The organism is Acinetobacter bereziniae (assembly GCF_016576965.1).
Taxonomy (GTDB): domain Bacteria; phylum Pseudomonadota; class Gammaproteobacteria; order Pseudomonadales; family Moraxellaceae; genus Acinetobacter; species Acinetobacter bereziniae.
The window spans coordinates 1,433,858-1,451,145 of record NZ_CP066119.1 but is presented as its reverse complement, the minus strand read 5'-3'; the positions used below and the strand labels follow the sequence as shown (position 1 = coordinate 1,451,145).

General features: G+C 39.2%; 28 protein-coding genes and 1 tRNA gene. All 29 read right to left on the bottom strand.

Going from position 1 to position 17,288, the window contains the following annotated elements; genetic code table 11:
* Nucleotides 1-45 precede the first annotated feature (45 nt).
* The 29 genes from I9192_RS06710 to I9192_RS06570 all read right to left on the bottom strand — a co-directional run bounded on the left by I9192_RS06710 (nucleotide 46) and on the right by I9192_RS06570 (nucleotide 17,279).
* Entirely contained in the window at nucleotides 46-780 is a 735-nt protein-coding gene (locus I9192_RS06710) for a phage tail tube protein (protein ID WP_200150250.1), read from the bottom strand.
* Nucleotides 773-937 (bottom strand): hypothetical protein, encoded by a 165-nt coding sequence (locus tag I9192_RS06705; RefSeq protein ID WP_167539459.1) that lies wholly within the window; start codon nucleotides 935-937, stop codon nucleotides 773-775. Before I9192_RS06705 ends, I9192_RS06710 begins: the two co-directional genes overlap by 8 nt.
* A 2-nt stretch (nucleotides 938-939) precedes the next feature.
* Nucleotides 940-1,395: a phage tail terminator protein gene (locus I9192_RS06700; RefSeq protein ID WP_200150249.1), complete on the bottom strand. Its 456-nt coding sequence runs from the start codon at nucleotides 1,393-1,395 to the stop codon at nucleotides 940-942.
* Nucleotides 1,382-1,882, bottom strand: coding sequence for a phage virion morphogenesis protein (locus I9192_RS06695; protein WP_200150248.1), 501 nt, complete (start codon nucleotides 1,880-1,882; stop codon nucleotides 1,382-1,384). The genes I9192_RS06700 and I9192_RS06695 overlap by 14 nt, the downstream gene beginning before the upstream one ends.
* A 2-nt stretch (nucleotides 1,883-1,884) precedes the next feature.
* Entirely contained in the window at nucleotides 1,885-2,319 is a 435-nt protein-coding gene (locus I9192_RS06690; RefSeq protein ID WP_200150247.1) for a gp436 family protein, read from the bottom strand.
* Between the two features lie 8 nt (nucleotides 2,320-2,327).
* Nucleotides 2,328-3,308 (bottom strand): major capsid protein, encoded by a 981-nt coding sequence (locus I9192_RS06685; protein ID WP_200150246.1) that lies wholly within the window; start codon nucleotides 3,306-3,308, stop codon nucleotides 2,328-2,330.
* Between the two features lie 9 nt (nucleotides 3,309-3,317).
* Entirely contained in the window at nucleotides 3,318-3,674 is a 357-nt protein-coding gene (locus tag I9192_RS06680; protein WP_005030329.1) for a hypothetical protein, read from the bottom strand.
* A 12-nt stretch (nucleotides 3,675-3,686) separates the two neighbouring features.
* Nucleotides 3,687-4,601, bottom strand: a complete 915-nt coding sequence (locus tag I9192_RS06675; protein WP_200150245.1) for a hypothetical protein — start codon at nucleotides 4,599-4,601, stop codon at nucleotides 3,687-3,689.
* A 55-nt stretch (nucleotides 4,602-4,656) separates the two neighbouring features.
* A complete protein-coding gene (locus tag I9192_RS06670; protein WP_200150244.1) occupies nucleotides 4,657-5,904 on the bottom strand; it encodes a phage head morphogenesis protein in 1,248 nt (415 codons plus the stop codon).
* Between the two features lie 2 nt (nucleotides 5,905-5,906).
* On the bottom strand, nucleotides 5,907-7,364 hold the full coding sequence (locus I9192_RS06665; RefSeq protein WP_200150243.1) for a phage portal protein family protein: 1,458 nt from the start codon (nucleotides 7,362-7,364) through the stop codon (nucleotides 5,907-5,909).
* Between the two features lie 7 nt (nucleotides 7,365-7,371).
* Nucleotides 7,372-8,775, bottom strand: coding sequence for a phage terminase large subunit (gene terL, locus I9192_RS06660; RefSeq protein ID WP_005030338.1), 1,404 nt, complete (start codon nucleotides 8,773-8,775; stop codon nucleotides 7,372-7,374).
* Entirely contained in the window at nucleotides 8,765-9,298 is a 534-nt protein-coding gene (locus tag I9192_RS06655; protein ID WP_005030340.1) for a terminase small subunit, read from the bottom strand. The genes terL and I9192_RS06655 overlap by 11 nt, the downstream gene beginning before the upstream one ends.
* Before the next feature lie 44 nt (nucleotides 9,299-9,342).
* Nucleotides 9,343-9,570 (bottom strand): hypothetical protein, encoded by a 228-nt coding sequence (locus I9192_RS06650; protein ID WP_005030342.1) that lies wholly within the window; start codon nucleotides 9,568-9,570, stop codon nucleotides 9,343-9,345.
* Nucleotides 9,571-9,629: 59 nt separating this feature from the next.
* Nucleotides 9,630-9,812 (bottom strand): hypothetical protein, encoded by a 183-nt coding sequence (locus I9192_RS06645; protein ID WP_005030344.1) that lies wholly within the window; start codon nucleotides 9,810-9,812, stop codon nucleotides 9,630-9,632.
* A 64-nt stretch (nucleotides 9,813-9,876) separates the two neighbouring features.
* Nucleotides 9,877-10,191, bottom strand: a complete 315-nt coding sequence (locus I9192_RS06640; RefSeq protein WP_200150242.1) for a Gp49 family protein — start codon at nucleotides 10,189-10,191, stop codon at nucleotides 9,877-9,879.
* Nucleotides 10,192-10,252: 61 nt separating this feature from the next.
* Nucleotides 10,253-10,516 (bottom strand): hypothetical protein, encoded by a 264-nt coding sequence (locus I9192_RS06635; protein WP_200150241.1) that lies wholly within the window; start codon nucleotides 10,514-10,516, stop codon nucleotides 10,253-10,255.
* 133 nt (nucleotides 10,517-10,649) lie between these two features.
* Nucleotides 10,650-10,726, bottom strand: a tRNA-Arg gene (locus I9192_RS06630).
* A gap of 181 nt (nucleotides 10,727-10,907) precedes the next feature.
* Nucleotides 10,908-11,078 carry a hypothetical protein gene (locus tag I9192_RS06625; protein ID WP_200150240.1) on the bottom strand — a complete coding sequence of 57 codons (171 nt, stop codon included), beginning with the start codon at nucleotides 11,076-11,078 and terminating at the stop codon, nucleotides 10,908-10,910.
* A gap of 71 nt (nucleotides 11,079-11,149) precedes the next feature.
* Nucleotides 11,150-11,455 (bottom strand): hypothetical protein, encoded by a 306-nt coding sequence (locus I9192_RS06620; RefSeq protein ID WP_200150239.1) that lies wholly within the window; start codon nucleotides 11,453-11,455, stop codon nucleotides 11,150-11,152.
* 140 nt (nucleotides 11,456-11,595) lie between these two features.
* Complete coding sequence (locus I9192_RS06615) at nucleotides 11,596-12,147, bottom strand: hypothetical protein (protein WP_200150238.1); 552 nt, start codon at nucleotides 12,145-12,147, stop codon at nucleotides 11,596-11,598.
* Between the two features lie 9 nt (nucleotides 12,148-12,156).
* Nucleotides 12,157-12,300, bottom strand: a complete 144-nt coding sequence (locus I9192_RS06610; RefSeq protein WP_171494747.1) for a hypothetical protein — start codon at nucleotides 12,298-12,300, stop codon at nucleotides 12,157-12,159.
* Nucleotides 12,300-12,731 (bottom strand): RuvC family protein, encoded by a 432-nt coding sequence (locus tag I9192_RS06605; protein WP_200150237.1) that lies wholly within the window; start codon nucleotides 12,729-12,731, stop codon nucleotides 12,300-12,302. Before I9192_RS06605 ends, I9192_RS06610 begins: the two co-directional genes overlap by 1 nt.
* 134 nt (nucleotides 12,732-12,865) lie before the next feature.
* Nucleotides 12,866-13,378: a hypothetical protein gene (locus tag I9192_RS06600; RefSeq protein WP_227567139.1), complete on the bottom strand. Its 513-nt coding sequence runs from the start codon at nucleotides 13,376-13,378 to the stop codon at nucleotides 12,866-12,868.
* Nucleotides 13,371-13,598 (bottom strand): hypothetical protein, encoded by a 228-nt coding sequence (locus I9192_RS06595; RefSeq protein WP_200150236.1) that lies wholly within the window; start codon nucleotides 13,596-13,598, stop codon nucleotides 13,371-13,373. The genes I9192_RS06600 and I9192_RS06595 overlap by 8 nt, the downstream gene beginning before the upstream one ends.
* Nucleotides 13,595-13,909, bottom strand: coding sequence for a hypothetical protein (locus tag I9192_RS06590; RefSeq protein ID WP_200150235.1), 315 nt, complete (start codon nucleotides 13,907-13,909; stop codon nucleotides 13,595-13,597). The genes I9192_RS06595 and I9192_RS06590 overlap by 4 nt, the downstream gene beginning before the upstream one ends.
* 226 nt (nucleotides 13,910-14,135) lie before the next feature.
* Nucleotides 14,136-14,951, bottom strand: coding sequence for a hypothetical protein (locus I9192_RS06585; RefSeq protein WP_200150234.1), 816 nt, complete (start codon nucleotides 14,949-14,951; stop codon nucleotides 14,136-14,138).
* Nucleotides 14,948-16,312 (bottom strand): replicative DNA helicase, encoded by a 1,365-nt coding sequence (locus I9192_RS06580; protein ID WP_200150233.1) that lies wholly within the window; start codon nucleotides 16,310-16,312, stop codon nucleotides 14,948-14,950. The genes I9192_RS06585 and I9192_RS06580 overlap by 4 nt, the downstream gene beginning before the upstream one ends.
* Entirely contained in the window at nucleotides 16,309-17,124 is an 816-nt protein-coding gene (locus tag I9192_RS06575) for a helix-turn-helix domain-containing protein (RefSeq protein ID WP_200150232.1), read from the bottom strand. The genes I9192_RS06580 and I9192_RS06575 overlap by 4 nt, the downstream gene beginning before the upstream one ends.
* A complete protein-coding gene (locus I9192_RS06570) occupies nucleotides 17,121-17,279 on the bottom strand; it encodes a hypothetical protein (RefSeq protein ID WP_171478360.1) in 159 nt (52 codons plus the stop codon). The genes I9192_RS06575 and I9192_RS06570 overlap by 4 nt, the downstream gene beginning before the upstream one ends.
* Nucleotides 17,280-17,288: the final 9 nt, after the last annotated feature.

Here is a 17,288-nt window from a genome sequence, read left to right as displayed (position 1 = left end):
GGCACAAAAAAAGACGCTTATGCGCCCCTGTGCCTGTTGTCTTAATTACGCTGCTGGAATAGTCACAACATGACCATACAAACCAAGTGTAGGATCTAAGCCTTTTTCAGTGTCAGAAAGTGATTGACCTGAGATTTCATATTGACCTAGTTCTTCATGAATCAATGGGAAAGTGGTTTCAGGCGACTTTTTAGTACGCCATAAACGTACAGCCATATTTTCACCGGTTGCAGTATTGATTCCCTTAAAGAACAATTCGTATTCTTTATTGAATTCACTTGCGATCGTTGTATGGCTAACCGCACCAGTGGTAAAGCTGGCTGTTACTGGATCTGCAATTAATTCATTGAATGTAACCGTACCAAACACGGCATCAAGCGTGTATTTGTCAGCTGCGATTGTACTTGAGCCAGTTTTAAAAGAAACTTGAGTTAAGTTGTAGCCATCAAGTTTGATTTCTTGACCAGCTTTAATTGTTCCAAGTACCTGATCCGCAACTGTAACACTGGCAACTTCCGATTTCATACCCGACAAGATGTATTGCAAATTGGCTTCATCCACTTCTTCAAGCTGCCCTTTGAAATTCACACCTGTTGTCTTGGTTAATACAAAATCTGTGGTACGTTGCCCTGATGTGCTTTCTTGATGCTCAACCTGATCTGTTGTGATTTCAAGCTCAAATTCAGGTACGTTGCCAAGATGCCGCATACCGCCAGCAACACCATTCGCAATTTCTGATAAGTAAAACTTACCTTGAAGCGAAATATATTTTTTAGCCATCTGTTTTGACCTCTTTTGGTTTTGGTTGCGCAGATGGCTTCACTTCTTCAATGATCTTATCTGCTTCTAATTGTTTAATCTGGTCATCTGATAGACCGCCCACAATATCGCCTTTTTCAAAGCGACCTACAGGCTGTAATGCTTTATATGTTTTCATAGTCACCATGATTTAATCATTTGTGATTCAAATAAGAATGGAAAGAATGCACGACCTGACACTGTAGATTTTCCAACAGGTACACCAGCATCAACCCGTAGAAAGCGCTTATAGCCCACAATATCTGGTTGATAGCCTTGCATTGCTCCGAGAATTTTCCTGATATACGGATCAGCTAATTGACGAATAGAAATTGTCTCACTTTGCTGAGCAGATGCATCTGAAACACCAAGCGCAATTAACCATTGTTGGTATATCGCATTTGCCTTGCCATCTCCTGATGTATCAGAGATGCGATCACCCACATAAATAATGCCAATTCCCACATCACTCACAATAGATTCAAAGAGATCATCCACGCTAAATGGCGTAACGATTTCCTCAACCTCTGGTATTTCCGCTTTGATACGCTTCAAAATATCGTCTTCAAGCGCAAAATAATTATCAATGTTTTGCATCTGTTAAAACCTTGTATAAGTATTCTTCAATTTCAAAGAGGATTTCTTGTGAATCATCAACAGAAATTCCCATATACGGACGAGGTGGAATATAAACAGCTTTGATCTTTCTCCAACCACCCATAGGTGTTCTAAATATTAAATACTTTCCTGATTTTGGCTTAATGGTTCCACCAAAATGTAAGATAGGTGCATATTTAACATTGGTACCGACAGAGATTTTATTACCCTGAACTTTTGCAAAAATTGAATTATACAAACGCCCAGTGTCTCTTAAAGTCTGTCCACCTTGAACCTTTGCTCGCCATGACTTTTGCCAAGGCTTGTCATCAGTACCAATGCCTGTTTTTATTCGTTGCTGAACATTAAAAACAAGTAGGTCTGATATGTCATGCCATAGCTTTGATGGGTCTTCTACACGATCAAGGACTCGTCGCATAAACTCTTGCAACTTCTCCTGACCATGCATTTGGATTGAGTCAGCCATAGTTAAATACTCGGCATGTTATTTAAAACATCATCACCAAATACACCACCACGATAAGTGGTACCTATTGGTGCAGATGCTTTGACCTTTTTGGGTCGCGTTACTTCTTGTGTCACTTCACTCTTAATTAGAAGTGTTGCTTTACCTTCTGAAACCCGCTTTAAAAAACTAATAGCATCCTCATATCGCTTTCTTATTTCTTCATTTGGGTTTTGGCGATGAAGAAGATAACGAGCAATATCACAGATATAAATTGTTATATTTTTAGGCGGTGACTCAAGCGGAACCGTATACATCACACCAATGAAGCCATCAGCAATATCGGTTGCATCTTGTATATAAGATTCTACTGATTCATTTTCAGTGAGGTTTCTTTCTAATTGAGCGATGTGATTCAAGCCGTAACGCAACACCATGTCATCACGGCTTGCGTACATAACACACCTTATTTGGTTGAGGTTAATTTCACCAAAGCTTTAGGTTTTGCAACCACAGGCAGTTGGTTTGATTGAACATGCAAATCAAAACCACGATCGAACTTTTTGGTGTCTTGTTTTGCGTAATAAGGTAAAGCAGAGGTATTTACTGTTTCATTGAAATCAGCAGGTGCCAAAGCATTCAAGAATACATCTTGCGTACCGGTCGGATAAGCATGACCTTCTTTCACGCCGATTAAAGGCACATCACCCACTTTCTGGCGATTCACAATGAATTTGATGCCGCCAAATTCAAAGCCAGAAGTGTTTGATTTACCTAAACGCTGTTCAGCAGCAGACCAGTTTAAGAAGACTTCTTTCACATTTTTATGTGAAGTTAATGCATCGTAAAATTGACGATCTACTTCAGCTTCAACTGTTGAATAAAGTTCTTGGCCTAAACCATCTTCGATGAGATCAATTACATCTTGGCACTTCGCCAATACGTTTGTTGTAACTGTGCTAAGTTCGAAATCTACAGTTTGACCGGTCACACCGAAGTCGGTGTAGTAATCAACAATCACTGTACCATCGGCATCCAAGACAATACCTTGTTTTGCTTTGGTGCGACGATAAGCAAGGGTTGTGTCGATTTTGTTTTTCATCATTTGCAGTTTATCAAGCACTTTACCTTGAACTGTTTCTGCAGCAGTTGAACCGAAAGCACGTACACCAATCACATCAGATGCAAGCACTGTGTCTTCAAGTGGCATGTGAGGAATAACCCACGACTTAGCAGTACGCTTTCCGCTTGAGTTTTTAGGTGCAACACCACCCCATTCAGTTGTCGGTACTAAAATCGAACTTTCTGCATAGAATTCCACAGAGAAATTGTTTGTAGTGCCTGGAATGCTGCGGAACAAATTAATGTCATTCGGATTACCAATTCGTGTTGGCAAATTAGTAATTGCAGCGCTTAATTCTTCTGTTGTAAAAATCATTTCATCCATTTTTTCACCTTATGCTGAACGAACAGCTGTAATACCAAGTGTTTTAAGACCCGCAACAACTGTTGCTAAATCATCCGCTTCAACATTTGTGAGTTTTTCAGGCACAATTCGAGATTGATGCGCAAGGATTACGCCTTTGCCCTTTTCTGCAGCAGTCTTAACCCCACCAATGCAAATACCAACCACTGCACCTTCACCCGTAAATGCAATCGCATCGCCCGAAGCATTGAAAGATACTGGCTGACCATCTTTAATGTCTTGGCTTGCTGCTACGCTTACATTTTCACGACTTGGACGATGATTCCCCTCAAGCTCCCAAGCCAACCAGTCAGATGTCACACCAGCTTTTTCTACTGTTTTAACCATTTTGTATTCACCTTATTTTCGAGATGCTGCCATATCAGCTAGAGTTTTAGGCTGACCTGCATTGAATTGATTTTGATTACCACCATCCGCTTGATGTTCTTTCATCCAAGTTGGAAGTGCTTGTTTTTGTGGTTCAGTTTTTGTTGAAAATTTACGCAGCTGAGTTGCAGAGAATGTAAAAGCTTTTTCATCAAGCTCCTTCATTTCCTTAACTTCGTCATCTGTAAAGTCTTTACCAACATCTTTGGCAAGTGCTGCAATTGCGTCATTGCGCTTATCAGCTGCAAACTGGGTTACTTGTTGCTTGAGAGCTGCAAGCTCAATATCTTGCTCAGCAATGCGAGCTTTGGCTTGTTCTAAGTCCACATTTGTGTCCTCTTGTTGAATTAAATTTGATTTAGCTGAAAAGGCTTGGATTGATGTTTGGGTATCTGCGCCAATTCCACAGATAGTGATTTCATGCACGCGTACATTTCTGAAAACATGTAATGGACCAGTAAACTCTTGCCCATTCACGAATACAGTTTTACCTGCTGAAATTTCTTCAATACTTTCAGGGTCAGCCCACCAAGACATTTGGAATGGGTATTCATCATCAATATCTGCAACAATTTCTTGGGCTTTCTTATTTTTTAGAAAATAACCTTGAGCCTGAAACTTATTAGAAATATCAAATGAGGTCGCAACACCAATGCGTAGACCACCAAAATGTTCTTCAACCAAACCAATTTTTGGCTTTAGTTGAATGTTCTGAAGATCAATAACAACACCGCTGCGCCCCCAGTAATAGTGGTTATCTATCCGACCACCGCTATACACTTCAGCATCAAACTTGCGTCGGCTTTTTTCATCTTCACCATTTACAGATATGGCTGTCTTTAAGGCCGTAAATTGAAACTTGGTGCTTTCGTTTTCTTCCTGTTGCATTTTTCATGCTCCAATAAAAAACCACCTATTAAGGTGGTCTTGAATTTTCAATAATTTAAACACTGTATATTGTATTTCGGGCTATAAATAACCGAGTCGCTTTCTCTTCAGTACGCTTGAGAATGATTGATTCATTTGTCACATCAACAACTTGTAAATTCAAATCAGGTGCCAATAACGCACCATCTAAACCTTGAATTTTTGATAAATCAATCGCATGGCCTTTCATGTCTAAGATAGTGATCGTTTTACCCGCACTCTCTGCAGTTTTAAATAATGTAGGTGTTTGAATACCAATCACATTACCTTTCTGCAAATTGAACGAATCAAAACCTTTGATAGAATTACCTGTAAGCTTATTCTTTAAGTTTTTAGCCTTACTTAAAATAGAATCAAAGGCCTTTGAAATCTTGTTCCAAATGGAGTTGGATTTCTTGTCATGTGTCTTACGAATTAAAGCTTCACTAGCTAGATCAGATAATGACTCTTCATCCTGCGCAAACTCAAATGTAATACGTGCATCACTTGGGCTTACATCAAGCTTAGAAATGGCTTCATCCAAAATCTTTTTATTTGAAGCATCAAGTGGCTTTAAAGCATCAATTACCGATTTATTGGCAGACTGATCAATGATCGCGTCATCTCTAATCTTTAAGAGCTCTTGCGCTTCAGTATGATTGATAAATGGATCATCTAACTTCTGATCAATCACTTCATTTAAATAAGTATTTTGCTTAAATGGATGATAATCCCAATCATATTTGTTTTTGGGCAAATCTACCAATTGATCATCTGATGTAATGCCAATTCGATCAGCCATTTTTTCAGTTAATGATTCAACTGTGCAACGACACTGAAAACCATTCGGCGGATAGTATTTATTCCAAAATTCATCATCAATATGACGAATTATGTCGTTCAATGCTAAATGAGCAGGTCGAGTGCGTTTATCAATGATCGCTGAATAACGCAAATAAGGACGTGACTCCTTGTTTCCTTGCTGTTCTAACCACCGCCCATAGGCATAAGCATTCTGTATATTGGTTCTATACACATTTGCTAAATGGTGATCTGAAAGCTCGATACCTTGCTCTTCCACTTGCTTTTTAAAATCATTGAATGTATTGCCACTTTCAATGGATTTGGTTGCTAAGTTAAGCACTGTTTTAATCTGCTCAAGTGAAGCTAATCGACTAATTGTGGCGGCATTGGATCTTGCGTGAAGATCCATGGTGTAAAACTCATCAGGCAAAACTACGTTGCGATTTCTGGCATACTCAAGGGAAGAACTATAATCTACCACAGTTACCCCCTTTTGTTTGCCTGCACATACCCAATTACATCAGCCTTAAACAAAGCCTTTGCAAGATTGATTTCAAACTCTTCTAAAGTTGCGCCTTTACTTGCTGAGTAGAGATTTTGCATCAACTCATCTTGAGAGTTTGAATTTTCAACAATCTTCTCGATATCAGAATCACTCAATAGTGTAGAGCTTTGCGCTTCAATCAAACTATCAATTTCTTGCTGGCCTTGATTGGTCTTATTAACTGTAGCAGCGAAACTAAAGGCTGTTTTCGGAATAGCTGTGAATTGACTTGGTAATTGCTGTGAATCCTTCAAATCACCATCTTGCAAGCCATATTCACGAGTCCAATATTGATTAGTAAATTCAGCACCAGCGTTTTTAAGATCAACATCTCGTTTTGCCTGCGCTTCATTGAGCGCCTTATCATCACCAATAATGATTTTATGATGTGACCATTCATTTAAGGTGCACATTGCATTAATAATCATTTGAAGTGTTGGTGTTACAAGTCGAATATCAGATTTTAGTTTATCTTTTCTAACATTCTCATGTACCAAACCTAAAGCTCTAGATCCGTTACCATCCGTGCCACTTGTAAGTGTTTGCCCTAAAATTAACTTTTGAATTTGTCGCAAAATTACAGTGTGAAAAGTATCGAAAGCAGCACCTGCATTACCTTGTGTATTGCTAAGGATCTGAACATCATCACCAGCATCAATGGAAATTACTGATTGTGCGTGTGCTGATAGCAACGCATTGTTCATTGCATCAATACCACCCTCATCATCAGAACCGTTACTTGATACCTTACCAAGCAATATAGGTGTTCCAAAACGCTCAAGGAACTTGGCCCAAAACTTAAATCCATTTTGTTTAAAAAAGAATAACCAATACAAAGAAGATAGTAACGCCTTACCATAAGGTTGTTTGTATGTTGCCTTTCTTCGAGTTAAAAAGAATTTGATAGTCTGGTCTATTTCTCGTTCTACACCTGTTGAATCTGGTCGGTAGATTAATCGTCCATCATTCTTTGGCTCAAACCACTCCATAGGCTTTTCGCCGATCCAAGTTAGACCAATGTAGCCATCTTTATAATCCCAATTGGCTTCTTGAACTGAGTATCCATAAAACAAGGCATTTAAGGAGCTTGTAGCAATCTCGCTAAACCACTCTTGCATCTCTTGCATGAGATATACAGCTTCAGGTGTATCACTTGGTTCAATGCGAAATGGAGTAGCAAGCAAGGCATCTAATCTTGTCTCAGTCGCCTGCCCAATCTCATCATCATCCAGCAATACATCAAGGTTGTGACGTTGAATCCCTGCCTTTCTGAGTGTTTTATCAATATCGGGTAGACGCCCGATATTATTAAAGAATTGAGTAACAGCCTCATGTGTATTTAGAGAACCGCCAGACAAAGCCTTATTCTTTACCTTGTCTTTTTTTGACTTTGCCATAATTTCCTCAATATGTTCTTGAGCCTGCGCCCTTTGGTTTTGCTCGCTTCTTGGCATCTAAAAGATAGTTGTAGCCATCACTCAATCCATCAACCTGATCATCGTATTTTGCATTTGGAAAATTTCGAAGCTCATCAATTAAGGTTTTATTCCAAGGACCGCGCAGCATCTTTACATTCCCGACATTCACTTGAGCCGCGAAAGGCTGTGCCCGTGTAATCTTGTCACCTGAAACTGTTTCCACAACAACGCTAAAGCCTGCCAGCATTGTGATAAAGCTTTTAGCTTGTGATTTACCAGCTTGACCAGGATCTTGGGGAAGTCGAATAACAACTTTCTTCCCATCTATCTCTGCGGTTTGCTTAATTGTTCTGTTGACACCATCTGGTCCCCACTGACCATGCACCATATCAACGATGTAAATAATATTGTCTTTACCCTTAACCATTCTTGGGCCTGCTGTGAAATCCCCTTCATTTTCAGAAGAAGCTAAATCCCAAGCACGTACTTCTTTAAGAATTTCAGAAGGAAGAGCGTCAACAATTTCAATATTATCAGGCTTAAAAAAACCACCTGCCGGTGGTGATGGTCTTTGCCGATACTGCCCAGAAAAGACATAAGGTGCTGCAAGCTCCATTCGATTAAGTTCTTGAATGGTGTGTTTTTCAGGCCATAGTGCCGATCCATCTGGTTGAATAGCTGACAGCTCTAAATGCTCCCAGACTTCGCCATTACCACCATCTAGTAACCATCCCGCCAAATCTTCCTCATGTAGGCGCTGCATAATCAAAATAATAGGTGTATCAGGTGAGTTGGTACGAGATTCAAGTGTATTCTGAAACCATTCAATTACGCTTTTACGGATCGTATCTGACCTTGCTTCACTTGCTTTATGAGGGTCATCAATAATAATGGCACCGCCAAAAGTATCACGAAGCTTTCCTGCACCAAATCCTGTAATCGTTCCTCCAGTACCTTGGGAGTAACAAACACCACCATCCGATGTTCGCCAATCATCTTTGGCTTTACTGTCATCACGTAATGTGAGATTTGGGAACACCTTTAAATACGCTTCTTCTTGTACAAGATTGCGAGTTTGAAATGCATTGTTAGCTGCGAGAGTTGCAGAATAACTAACATGAATAAACTCACTATCAGGAGCCTTACCAAAGCACCACGCCATAAAGTTAATTACAGCTAATTCTGTTTTAGAGTATCGTGGTGGGATATTGATAATTAATCGCTTAGTTTCGCCACGAAACACTTTCATTAAAGCATCACAAACGACCCTATGGTGCCAGTTGTGCATCCATTTGTATTTGCGTCGCTCCTTAAACATGTATTTGGAGAAAAAATACAGATCCTCTTGTGCTTCAACCTGTATTGCCAAGTCTCTCGCATTAGAATTCATTTAGAATCTCCTTGCGAGCCTCCTTAAACTCTTCAATTGAAACACTCGCTTTTATATCAATAGGTGCGCCATCTTTACCTGTATGCTCATGCTTCACTTTCTCGCTCAGCATTCCCAAGTGCTTCATCATCAACTCAAGTGATTTGTTAGCACCACTCTGATCAAACTTGTATTGTGGAGCCACATTGCCATCTGGACCCTCAATAAAAACAGGGAAACCATCACGGTCCAATACTTCTTCTGACTGCATACAGCGCTCTGCAACCGATTTGAGATTTTTAAGCACATAATAAGCATCAATACCAAGCTCTTTAATGTGCTGAGACTTCAAGAAATCAATTCTTTCCTGAACTTCAGGTCGACTAAATACAACCCATCCATGCTGACGTGCTGACTTCTCACTAAACTTCGCTCTAATCGCTGCTTTAGTGATATTTAGATCAATCAAATACTCATGACAAAACAATTCATGTTGCTTGTTTTTAAGTGGCTCACTCCCTTTCGGAAGCTCAATTTCTTCCATAAAGGAATCTCCAATAAAAAACCTCCCGAAGGAGGTTTTGGTTATTAACCAACTAACTGCTTACGAAAGGATTTATTGATCATTTCTTTTATATCATCTTCTAAGTTAGCTTCAAATATTAGAATAATACTTGCGAATTCAAATTCATAAGACGACTTATCATATTCTTTACTATTAAGATAAAGATCTAGATTTCCGCTTTTGCTAATGTTTTGAAATACCAATTCATAATCATGGCAAATATTAGTTAGTATGTATTCTTTTGATTTCATTATTATCTCTATAATTAATTTAGAAACAATAAATTATCAACTTATCCAAGTAAGATCAATCACAACCGACCTTGACGTTTATACTTACGTCTTTTGGCTTGGCTGATCTTATTGGGTTTTGATTTTCCTTTTACTGGCTCTCGCCACGTAATTGAATCCCAATCACTTGCACGTCTCTGTGCAGGTTCGGCAAACGCTGCGCTCATACCCAATGCTGCTAATACAATTCGACCTAAACGCATGGCTTTCTCCAAGACAAAATAAAACCCCTTTCGGGGCAAAGTAAACGTAGCGAAAGGTTCTGAATTATTTATTTAATTCAGCTTGATACAGCTTTTGCTTAAGTAGATAACCTTCAAGTTCCCAAATCTTTTCACGCGCATTTTGTCGTGCGATTTTATTACCGATTTCTTGGTTGAAATTATCTTTGCTTACACAGGCGGATTTGCCATCAACAGTAAAACCGTTCTTCAATGTAAGTTGACAAATGACTGTTCGACCATCTGGTAAGTTTGTATATGTTTCACCAACAATCACACTATCAATAAAATCAGGCGTTAATCGTGGTGCATTCAGACCTTTGTCTTGAATTTCTTGTTCAATTTGCTTTTCGTTTGACATCTTCACTTCCCTCTAGGCATTAAAAAACCACCATTGAGGTGGTTGATGTATAGGGCTAGGCTTATAAAACCTCACCCGATTTACTAGTTAGATCCAAAATACTTTTTGGTAAGTCGCTTTCAAGAATTTCGTGTTTTTTAACACCTTTTCTGTAAACACCAACATCTACATAGATATTAGCTTTATCTCCATTGATAATACTGTGAGATAAAACAAATGTTCTACAGTTGTCATCTCTACTTGGTGCTTGGTAGATTTCACCAACCGTATCTACGTATTTACCATTTAGTTTGCTATCTGACGAAATTAATTGTGCTTTAGGCATTTTAAATGCTCCTAGATTTGGAATTTAAGGCTCGAATTATTTCAAACCACAACCACCATTCTAGCACAATTTTCACCCTATTTGATTTCGAGAAAATCCATAACTATTTGTATTATATGCACATCTTAAAGAATGGCACGCCATACAGGATTCGAACCTGTAACCAATGCAATAGAAGTGCAGTGCTCTATCCAGTTGAGCTAATGGCGCAAAAAAGGCGCTGTTACGCACCTTTTAATTTTATTATGACCTGCAGTCTAGTTTTATGCTAAAGCTAAGCGTTTCATGGCTTTTCTCCTATTATTCACTTGTGCACGTCACAAGCACCTTTATAAATTTCAAGCAACAAAAAAGCCCACTAAAAAGTGAGCTTAAATTTAATAATTGATTCTTAAATATCAAAGTTATCAATAACAGAAGTTATGACTTTAATAGCAATCTCACCCAAGTTCATAGGGTCAATTGCTTGACTTGCAGCCTCTTCAGCAACACTTGTTTCTCGATCTTCATCTTCAGGCGTTATTAGCTCAGTTTTTTTAAAATCATCTTTTTCATCATTCATTCCTGATCACCAATAACTTAAATACAAAACCACTCAAATTTTATATTAAAGCGAAACTCACTTTGTTGCTTTTAGGTTCTACAATTCCAAACCTTGACCGCAAAATTTACAACTTCACGCTCATTTTCCCAATCCAATTGATTGTATTCATCTTCCAGTGGATGTGACCATGGTCCAATATCGCTACTTGGAGAAGATGCACCACATTCATGGCAGCTTGCTTGAGCACTCCATTGAGTTTGTTTTTCTCCACAAACCTCGAAATTTATAATTTTAGAATCAACAACAATTGATTCACTTCCACACCACGGACATGGATCTGCTTTTACATCTGGACGCATATTATTTTCTTGATCAGAATGCCAACGATTTTCCATGTAAGCCTCATTATTATTTATGCAAAAAAAATACCCACTTATTGGAGTAGGTGGGTAGCAAAAACTGTTTTGGTCTCGGATAAACCGTAATACGACCAGTATATAAAAACTATACCTTAGTTTCCGATATAATGGAATCCCTATGCTTTCAAATCTTTGTAAGTATTTTTTCTGTACTTTTCAATGGCTTCTGAAGCGCATTTGATTGATGTCTCTAAGGCAATAATCATCATATTTTCGTACTGCTTCCATGTCTTACGATACTGATCAACTGACATCTGATGTGTTCGAATCCCTGCATAATATAAACGCCCTTGAGCCGTGAAGTTATTCTCAAGTTCAGGATCAATAGAGAAATCAATTACCATTCGCGCAATCAACACTGCCAAATAATCTAACTGAATCCCTTCTGGCTCCCGACGCTTATCGCTCAATGCATTTGCAATCATGATCTTTGCCAAATGATTCTGCACAAACTCAAAATCACTCTTACTATTCTGTCCAAAGATGATCACCGAAGTAATCGACTTCTCCAACTGGGTTTCCATTGACGCAATAGCACCCAAGCGATCTTGATAGTCCAAAGGTTTCTCTCCTGTGCCTTTTGTCTCATCATTGAATTGTGGTGACTTAGCAGTGATGCCATGAGTCAACCACTCGAATTGTTCAAACTTCTCTGCTACTGCGTTCATAATTGCCCCTTAATCTAAAACTCGTACTGCCACTATTGCTGTTAAAAACATACCCACCACAACGATAAAGAAAACCCAATCCAGTACCGCACCATCATGAATTTTTACGCCCAACATAAACAAGAACAAAAGGAAAGCTAAGATCCATTGCATTAACCCATCCCCCAAATCAACATACCTGCATCACGCTGCTCTTGATTCGTTCGACCTTGCCAGCCTGTGATGCGATTAAATTCTTCTGAATTCTTTTTGGTCTTAGTTGGTCTTACCAACACCACCGCCAAGCCCAATGATTCAGCCATTTCTACAAGCAATTTTCCTGTCGCATGGTTCTCACCTACATTCCTAGCAATTCGCTCACCTGCGCGCTTAGATTGACCAATACGACTATGTAGATTTGATTTTTTATTCATCCAACCTGCCTCGATCACCACTTTTTTAATCTGATCTTGGTGACTGCGGAATAGTTCAACAGTTTCAGCAAAGGTTAAATTTTTCAGCTCGAATGAATGTCCTAAGACAGCCACCCCCGACTTATCTAAGTCTGGATCAATGCCGATGATGAGGGGTTTAGGAATTTGCATTGTTGCCTCGCATCATTACCGATATTAAGTAAAGAAATATCTCAATAATTACGATCCACCCAAGAGGTTCAGTTTTGAATGAAGCAAATAGAATTGTTGTACAGATCAATAAAACAGAATTGAATTGTTGCCACTTATTCATGCTCACCTCGCAAAACTTTCTCTAAAATTTGCATTGCATGTTCATAAGCATTTGCTTCACCTTGAGAATACATATCTGCTTGCTCTTTCCATTCAGCCCATTTTTTGTTGTGTAAAGATTCAAGTTCAGATAATGCTGATTCAATCCTCTTGTCTTTCCCCCTAATCACACTCTCTTGACTCAATCCTACCTCTGCCATTTCATTGATCTGTGATTGAAGTTTATTAATCTCAGCCTGTCGGGATTGCATCTTTTCGCTTGCACATGTTTGAAATGCAACAAACCACATCTTGAGCCAATGATTAGCTGTATCACGCATCACTATTGCATCTGCTCGACCATTATCAAATTCAGGATTGAGCTCATATTCCATAGAGAAAATATTGAACGAAAGAACCTTATGATGATCTTTAAGATCGGTTTTTTCTAAATTTGCCAATATCTCACGTTCAAATAACCATACAGTGCGTTTTAGTCCTGTTTCTTTTGGTTCAAACTTATCCATGACGCTCTGCCTCCAAATTCTTTAGTTCAGCTAGGGTGGTTAAAACACCAAAATAATCAGCAAGAAAATAATCGAAATTTCCGTCATAGAATGTTTGTAAGATACTCGTCTTTCTACTCATACCGCCTCTTTGACAATACCCTAACCGCTCCAACTCCCTTACCACATCATCAAGTGGTTGCTGATCATTGATCTCGATTTTCATGTTTTTAAATTTCATAAATCCACCACTCTTGTATTTGGCGAAACGTGATTGCGAATGTCTGTGACGTGGTCTGTGGTGTCATGTTTTGCAATGGCGGTGCGGAGGTCGTTAAGATCAATCCAATATTCAGGTTGGTTTTGTTCAATAAGACAGATTGCAGTTATAGACCCATCATTCCAAACCCATTTAATTTGTGCATGTGGATGAAGATTGTGATGTGTTGGGCTATATTCAATTTGTTTTCCATTTTGCTCTCGTGCCCAAACAGGAATGCTATTCACAATCTCTCGCATCTGCTCAATTGATAAGTTGTTATTCGTTGTCATGGTGTCACCTTGAATAATTCTTTAGTTTTGGCTGTAGCTTAAAAGTCATAAACTGAAAGCTTCTCGATATACCCGCTTTCAATCAAATCACTTAAGCATTTGCGTATCGTCATTCGTGATGTATCAAGAACCGCTTCAAATATGTCTGTAACATTGAAAGTTGTTGTGTGTGCTGCAAACATCAAAATGTCAAAGCGGTTCTCGAATATTTGTAGTGCTGTGTTTCTCACACCCCACCCCCTACGCTTTCTAACTCCAAAAACTTAACCACTTTCCAATTGTTATCCTCTTTCGCTATCTGACAGCTAAAAGAACAATCAATATCAGGCTCATCTTTGTAGCGCCCCATCTTTGGATCTAATTCATCTAAAAAGATTGGACCATCATCATTTTTTAAAATTGAATGCCCGATTTGACGTTCAACTTTCGCCATGCGATCAAATGTGTCAGGGAAGTCTTTGCGAATCTTGTTCCAGTAACCTGCTCCACCTTTCACACAACCAATACAGTTATTATTCAAATAACCAAGCTCATACATTTTCGGTATGCGTATGCCTGCATCTTGAAGCATTGCAAGACAATCCGATTTAGTTAGATCTGATTCAATAAGTGGAAAATATGAATTAAGACTTGGATTTCTTTCTTCAAAATCTTGAGCACGATCTATTTCAGCAATGTCATACCCAAATACGTGCAAATCACCATCTTTTTGAAACATTCCTCGTGGAATTCTTTTTAGTTGAGTTGTACAGGGCGCACCGTTCACACCTTTCAAAAAGCCTTTCTTAAAAACTTCATATATTGAATTCAAGCCTTCAGGGTATCTTGGATTAATGATTTGAATAATTTCTTGACCAAACCATTGTTCGCATTCATTAAAAAAACGTTCGTTATCAGAGTGTTCTTCTATAATTGGACTATTCGCAATTACTACTGGCACATTAGGGAAAATCTTAGGCGCCTGTTCAAGCATAATTTTGGTTGCCACGGCAGATGCAGCACCACAACTGAACCAACAAACAATTCGTTTCACTGCATTCATACCGACTCCCCTTGCATCATTGCGTAATATTTAGGACTTAAATCTGCAAATGTTGAGCGAGCTAAGTCAGTTGCTAATTTCACTGTTCCAGTTGAGCCATTACGTGCTTTACCAATAATAATTTCAGCCGTTCCAGCCTCTTTAGATTCCTTGTTGTAAACCTCATCACGGTAGATAAACATGATGATGTCTGCGTCCTGTTCTAAATCGCCCGACTCTTTTAAATCAGCGTTTACAGGGCGTTTGTTTGGTCTGTTTTCAAGGTTTCGATTCAATTGAGCCAAAGCAAATACTGGACATTCAAAATCACGAGCAATCTTTTTCAATTCCCCTGAAATCTCACCAATATCTTTGTCAGAGCGACCATAATTGTTTTTAGTCAGTGGAGTTACACGCTGGATATAATCAACAAATATCGCACCGACTTTCCCATATTCAGCTTGTACTTTTCGTGCTGATCTACGGATTGTTGAAGTCGTTGAACGAGCATTGTCATCAATCATCAAAGGTGCTTTTTCTAAGATCATTGCAGCATTGTTGATCTTTCCGCAGTCCTCAATTTGAGCCTTGCCACTTAAAACTTTTCGCAACTCAATTTGACCAATTCCACTAATCATCCGCTGTGCAATCTGCTTGCCTGACATCTCGATTGAAACAAACAAAACAGGTAATCCTTGATTGACCATCATGTCTGCTGCAAAGTTCTGAGCGAGTGTGGTTTTACCCATACTTGGACGTGCACCAATGATGACTAAATCACCTTTGCCAACTTCACCCAGCTTGTTATCCAACTCAAAAAATCCAGTGCGAATACCGCCATCAAATGCCGTGTTGTTATGCAAAGCTGTGTGACGCTCTAAAAACTCCTTAATTGCATCCTTAGAGAACTCATGAGCATGTTTAAGGCGATTGTCCACCGAACCAGTTTCTAAGCCACTGACGAGAGCCTGTGCGCGATTCAAGGCGGTTTCAGATGTGTACGAGACCATATCCAACGCCAAAGTACCGATTTGCTTGCTCACATCCTGAATTTTTCTACGAGTTGCAAAATCTTTGAGTTTTTTAAGGTGTGTTGGTAGCAATGCATGTGGGCAGTAACAACCCATCAGATTGAGAATGAATTTTTCATCAACCGCATTGGTTTCAATTGCATTTGCACGAATCAATTCCCAAATCATCACTTGGTCATGCGCTTCGCCTTTCACAAACTGCGATTTCACATGAGACCAAATAATTTGATGTTGGGCAGCGTAGAAATCACTTGAATCAATTTGCTCGATGTATTCATCCATGCCTTGCTCAGTGCCGATCACGGTAGACAAAATCGCTTGTTCAACAGGGATAGAAAATAATTCAATCATTGGTCCATCCCCTTGAATGATTTGCGTACGCCTTTGAATTCTGTACTTGGTGCTTGCTGTGGTTGTTCAGGTTGAGAGACTTCGATGTACTCAGGATGTAATTTCACATGACGTTCAAACTTGTCAGAAATCCAATTTGCAAACTTGTAGAGTTTTTTTGCTTCAGACAAAACTTGACCATCGAAATGAGCGTTGAATGCTCCAAGCTCAAATTCAAAACTTGGTAATCCAAAAATAAATTTTAAATTTTGACCATGACCCTTTTGCTGAAGAACTCCGATCAACTGATTTTGATTTGGAATCCACTCGTGTTGACAAGAGAGATTCATTGGGAGATTCCCTGAGAGATTCTGTGTACCGTTTTTGGTACTGCAAAATGGGAAATTTGGTACTGGTTGGTGGGAAATTTGGTACTGGTTACCCTCTTCACCTATACCATTTTTGGTACTGGTTGATTGGTCTGGTGTACCGTTTTTGGTACTACTAGAATCATCTTCACCAGTACCGTTTTTGGTATCGCTTGGATCGTCTTGCGGTTCATCATGGCGACCATAAACACCGACCAATTGATAAACTTTTACACCTTTTCCACGCACTTCACCTGTGTGAAAAATGAATCCTAATTTTTGCAAATCATCCAAAGCCTTCATCACAGTTTTGCGATCAAGACAAGTATCCTTAGATAATCTTGAGATGCTCGGGAAACACTTATGATCATCCCCAGCACGATCAGCAAGGCTTAGCAGAACAACACGACGAGGAGCAGTTTTAACATCAGCACGCCATGCCCAATTCGTTGCATCAATGCTCATGCGCTTGCCCCTTGTATAAATGCCCATAGTTCAGCCTTTGCAACTGCTACAGACTGAGCAGTCGGAAGTGAGCGCTTTTCAGCGTGTTCTTCAACTGCCTTTTGAAATAAATAAATCTTTCGCTGTAGCTCAATGTCTGTTAAAATTTTATGCATATTCATCTC

Coding starts and splice junctions, on each gene's coding strand:
- I9192_RS06590 (WP_200150235.1), bottom strand. CDS start 13,909: ATGACAACGAATAACAACTTATCAATTGAGCAGATGCGAGAGATTGTG.
- I9192_RS06645 (WP_005030344.1), bottom strand. CDS start 9,812: ATGCGTTTAGGTCGAATTGTATTAGCAGCATTGGGTATGAGCGCAGCG.
- I9192_RS06585 (WP_200150234.1), bottom strand. CDS start 14,951: ATGAATGCAGTGAAACGAATTGTTTGTTGGTTCAGTTGTGGTGCTGCA.
- I9192_RS06610 (WP_171494747.1), bottom strand. CDS start 12,300: ATGCAATGGATCTTAGCTTTCCTTTTGTTCTTGTTTATGTTGGGCGTA.
- I9192_RS06605 (WP_200150237.1), bottom strand. CDS start 12,731: ATGCAAATTCCTAAACCCCTCATCATCGGCATTGATCCAGACTTAGAT.
- I9192_RS06680 (WP_005030329.1), bottom strand. CDS start 3,674: ATGGTTAAAACAGTAGAAAAAGCTGGTGTGACATCTGACTGGTTGGCT.
- I9192_RS06665 (WP_200150243.1), bottom strand. CDS start 7,364: ATGGCAAAGTCAAAAAAAGACAAGGTAAAGAATAAGGCTTTGTCTGGC.
- I9192_RS06710 (WP_200150250.1), bottom strand. CDS start 780: ATGGCTAAAAAATATATTTCGCTTCAAGGTAAGTTTTACTTATCAGAA.
- I9192_RS06595 (WP_200150236.1), bottom strand. CDS start 13,598: ATGAAATTTAAAAACATGAAAATCGAGATCAATGATCAGCAACCACTT.
- I9192_RS06650 (WP_005030342.1), bottom strand. CDS start 9,570: ATGAAATCAAAAGAATACATACTAACTAATATTTGCCATGATTATGAA.
- I9192_RS06570 (WP_171478360.1), bottom strand. CDS start 17,279: ATGCATAAAATTTTAACAGACATTGAGCTACAGCGAAAGATTTATTTA.
- I9192_RS06625 (WP_200150240.1), bottom strand. CDS start 11,078: ATGAATGATGAAAAAGATGATTTTAAAAAAACTGAGCTAATAACGCCT.
- I9192_RS06675 (WP_200150245.1), bottom strand. CDS start 4,601: ATGCAACAGGAAGAAAACGAAAGCACCAAGTTTCAATTTACGGCCTTA.
- I9192_RS06615 (WP_200150238.1), bottom strand. CDS start 12,147: ATGAACGCAGTAGCAGAGAAGTTTGAACAATTCGAGTGGTTGACTCAT.
- I9192_RS06635 (WP_200150241.1), bottom strand. CDS start 10,516: ATGCCTAAAGCACAATTAATTTCGTCAGATAGCAAACTAAATGGTAAA.
- I9192_RS06620 (WP_200150239.1), bottom strand. CDS start 11,455: ATGGAAAATCGTTGGCATTCTGATCAAGAAAATAATATGCGTCCAGAT.
- I9192_RS06575 (WP_200150232.1), bottom strand. CDS start 17,124: ATGAGCATTGATGCAACGAATTGGGCATGGCGTGCTGATGTTAAAACT.
- terL (WP_005030338.1), bottom strand. CDS start 8,775: ATGAATTCTAATGCGAGAGACTTGGCAATACAGGTTGAAGCACAAGAG.
- I9192_RS06580 (WP_200150233.1), bottom strand. CDS start 16,312: ATGATTGAATTATTTTCTATCCCTGTTGAACAAGCGATTTTGTCTACC.
- I9192_RS06685 (WP_200150246.1), bottom strand. CDS start 3,308: ATGGATGAAATGATTTTTACAACAGAAGAATTAAGCGCTGCAATTACT.
- I9192_RS06640 (WP_200150242.1), bottom strand. CDS start 10,191: ATGTCAAACGAAAAGCAAATTGAACAAGAAATTCAAGACAAAGGTCTG.
- I9192_RS06695 (WP_200150248.1), bottom strand. CDS start 1,882: ATGGCTGACTCAATCCAAATGCATGGTCAGGAGAAGTTGCAAGAGTTT.
- I9192_RS06690 (WP_200150247.1), bottom strand. CDS start 2,319: ATGTACGCAAGCCGTGATGACATGGTGTTGCGTTACGGCTTGAATCAC.
- I9192_RS06700 (WP_200150249.1), bottom strand. CDS start 1,395: ATGCAAAACATTGATAATTATTTTGCGCTTGAAGACGATATTTTGAAG.
- I9192_RS06655 (WP_005030340.1), bottom strand. CDS start 9,298: ATGGAAGAAATTGAGCTTCCGAAAGGGAGTGAGCCACTTAAAAACAAG.
- I9192_RS06600 (WP_227567139.1), bottom strand. CDS start 13,378: ATGGATAAGTTTGAACCAAAAGAAACAGGACTAAAACGCACTGTATGG.
- I9192_RS06705 (WP_167539459.1), bottom strand. CDS start 937: ATGAAAACATATAAAGCATTACAGCCTGTAGGTCGCTTTGAAAAAGGC.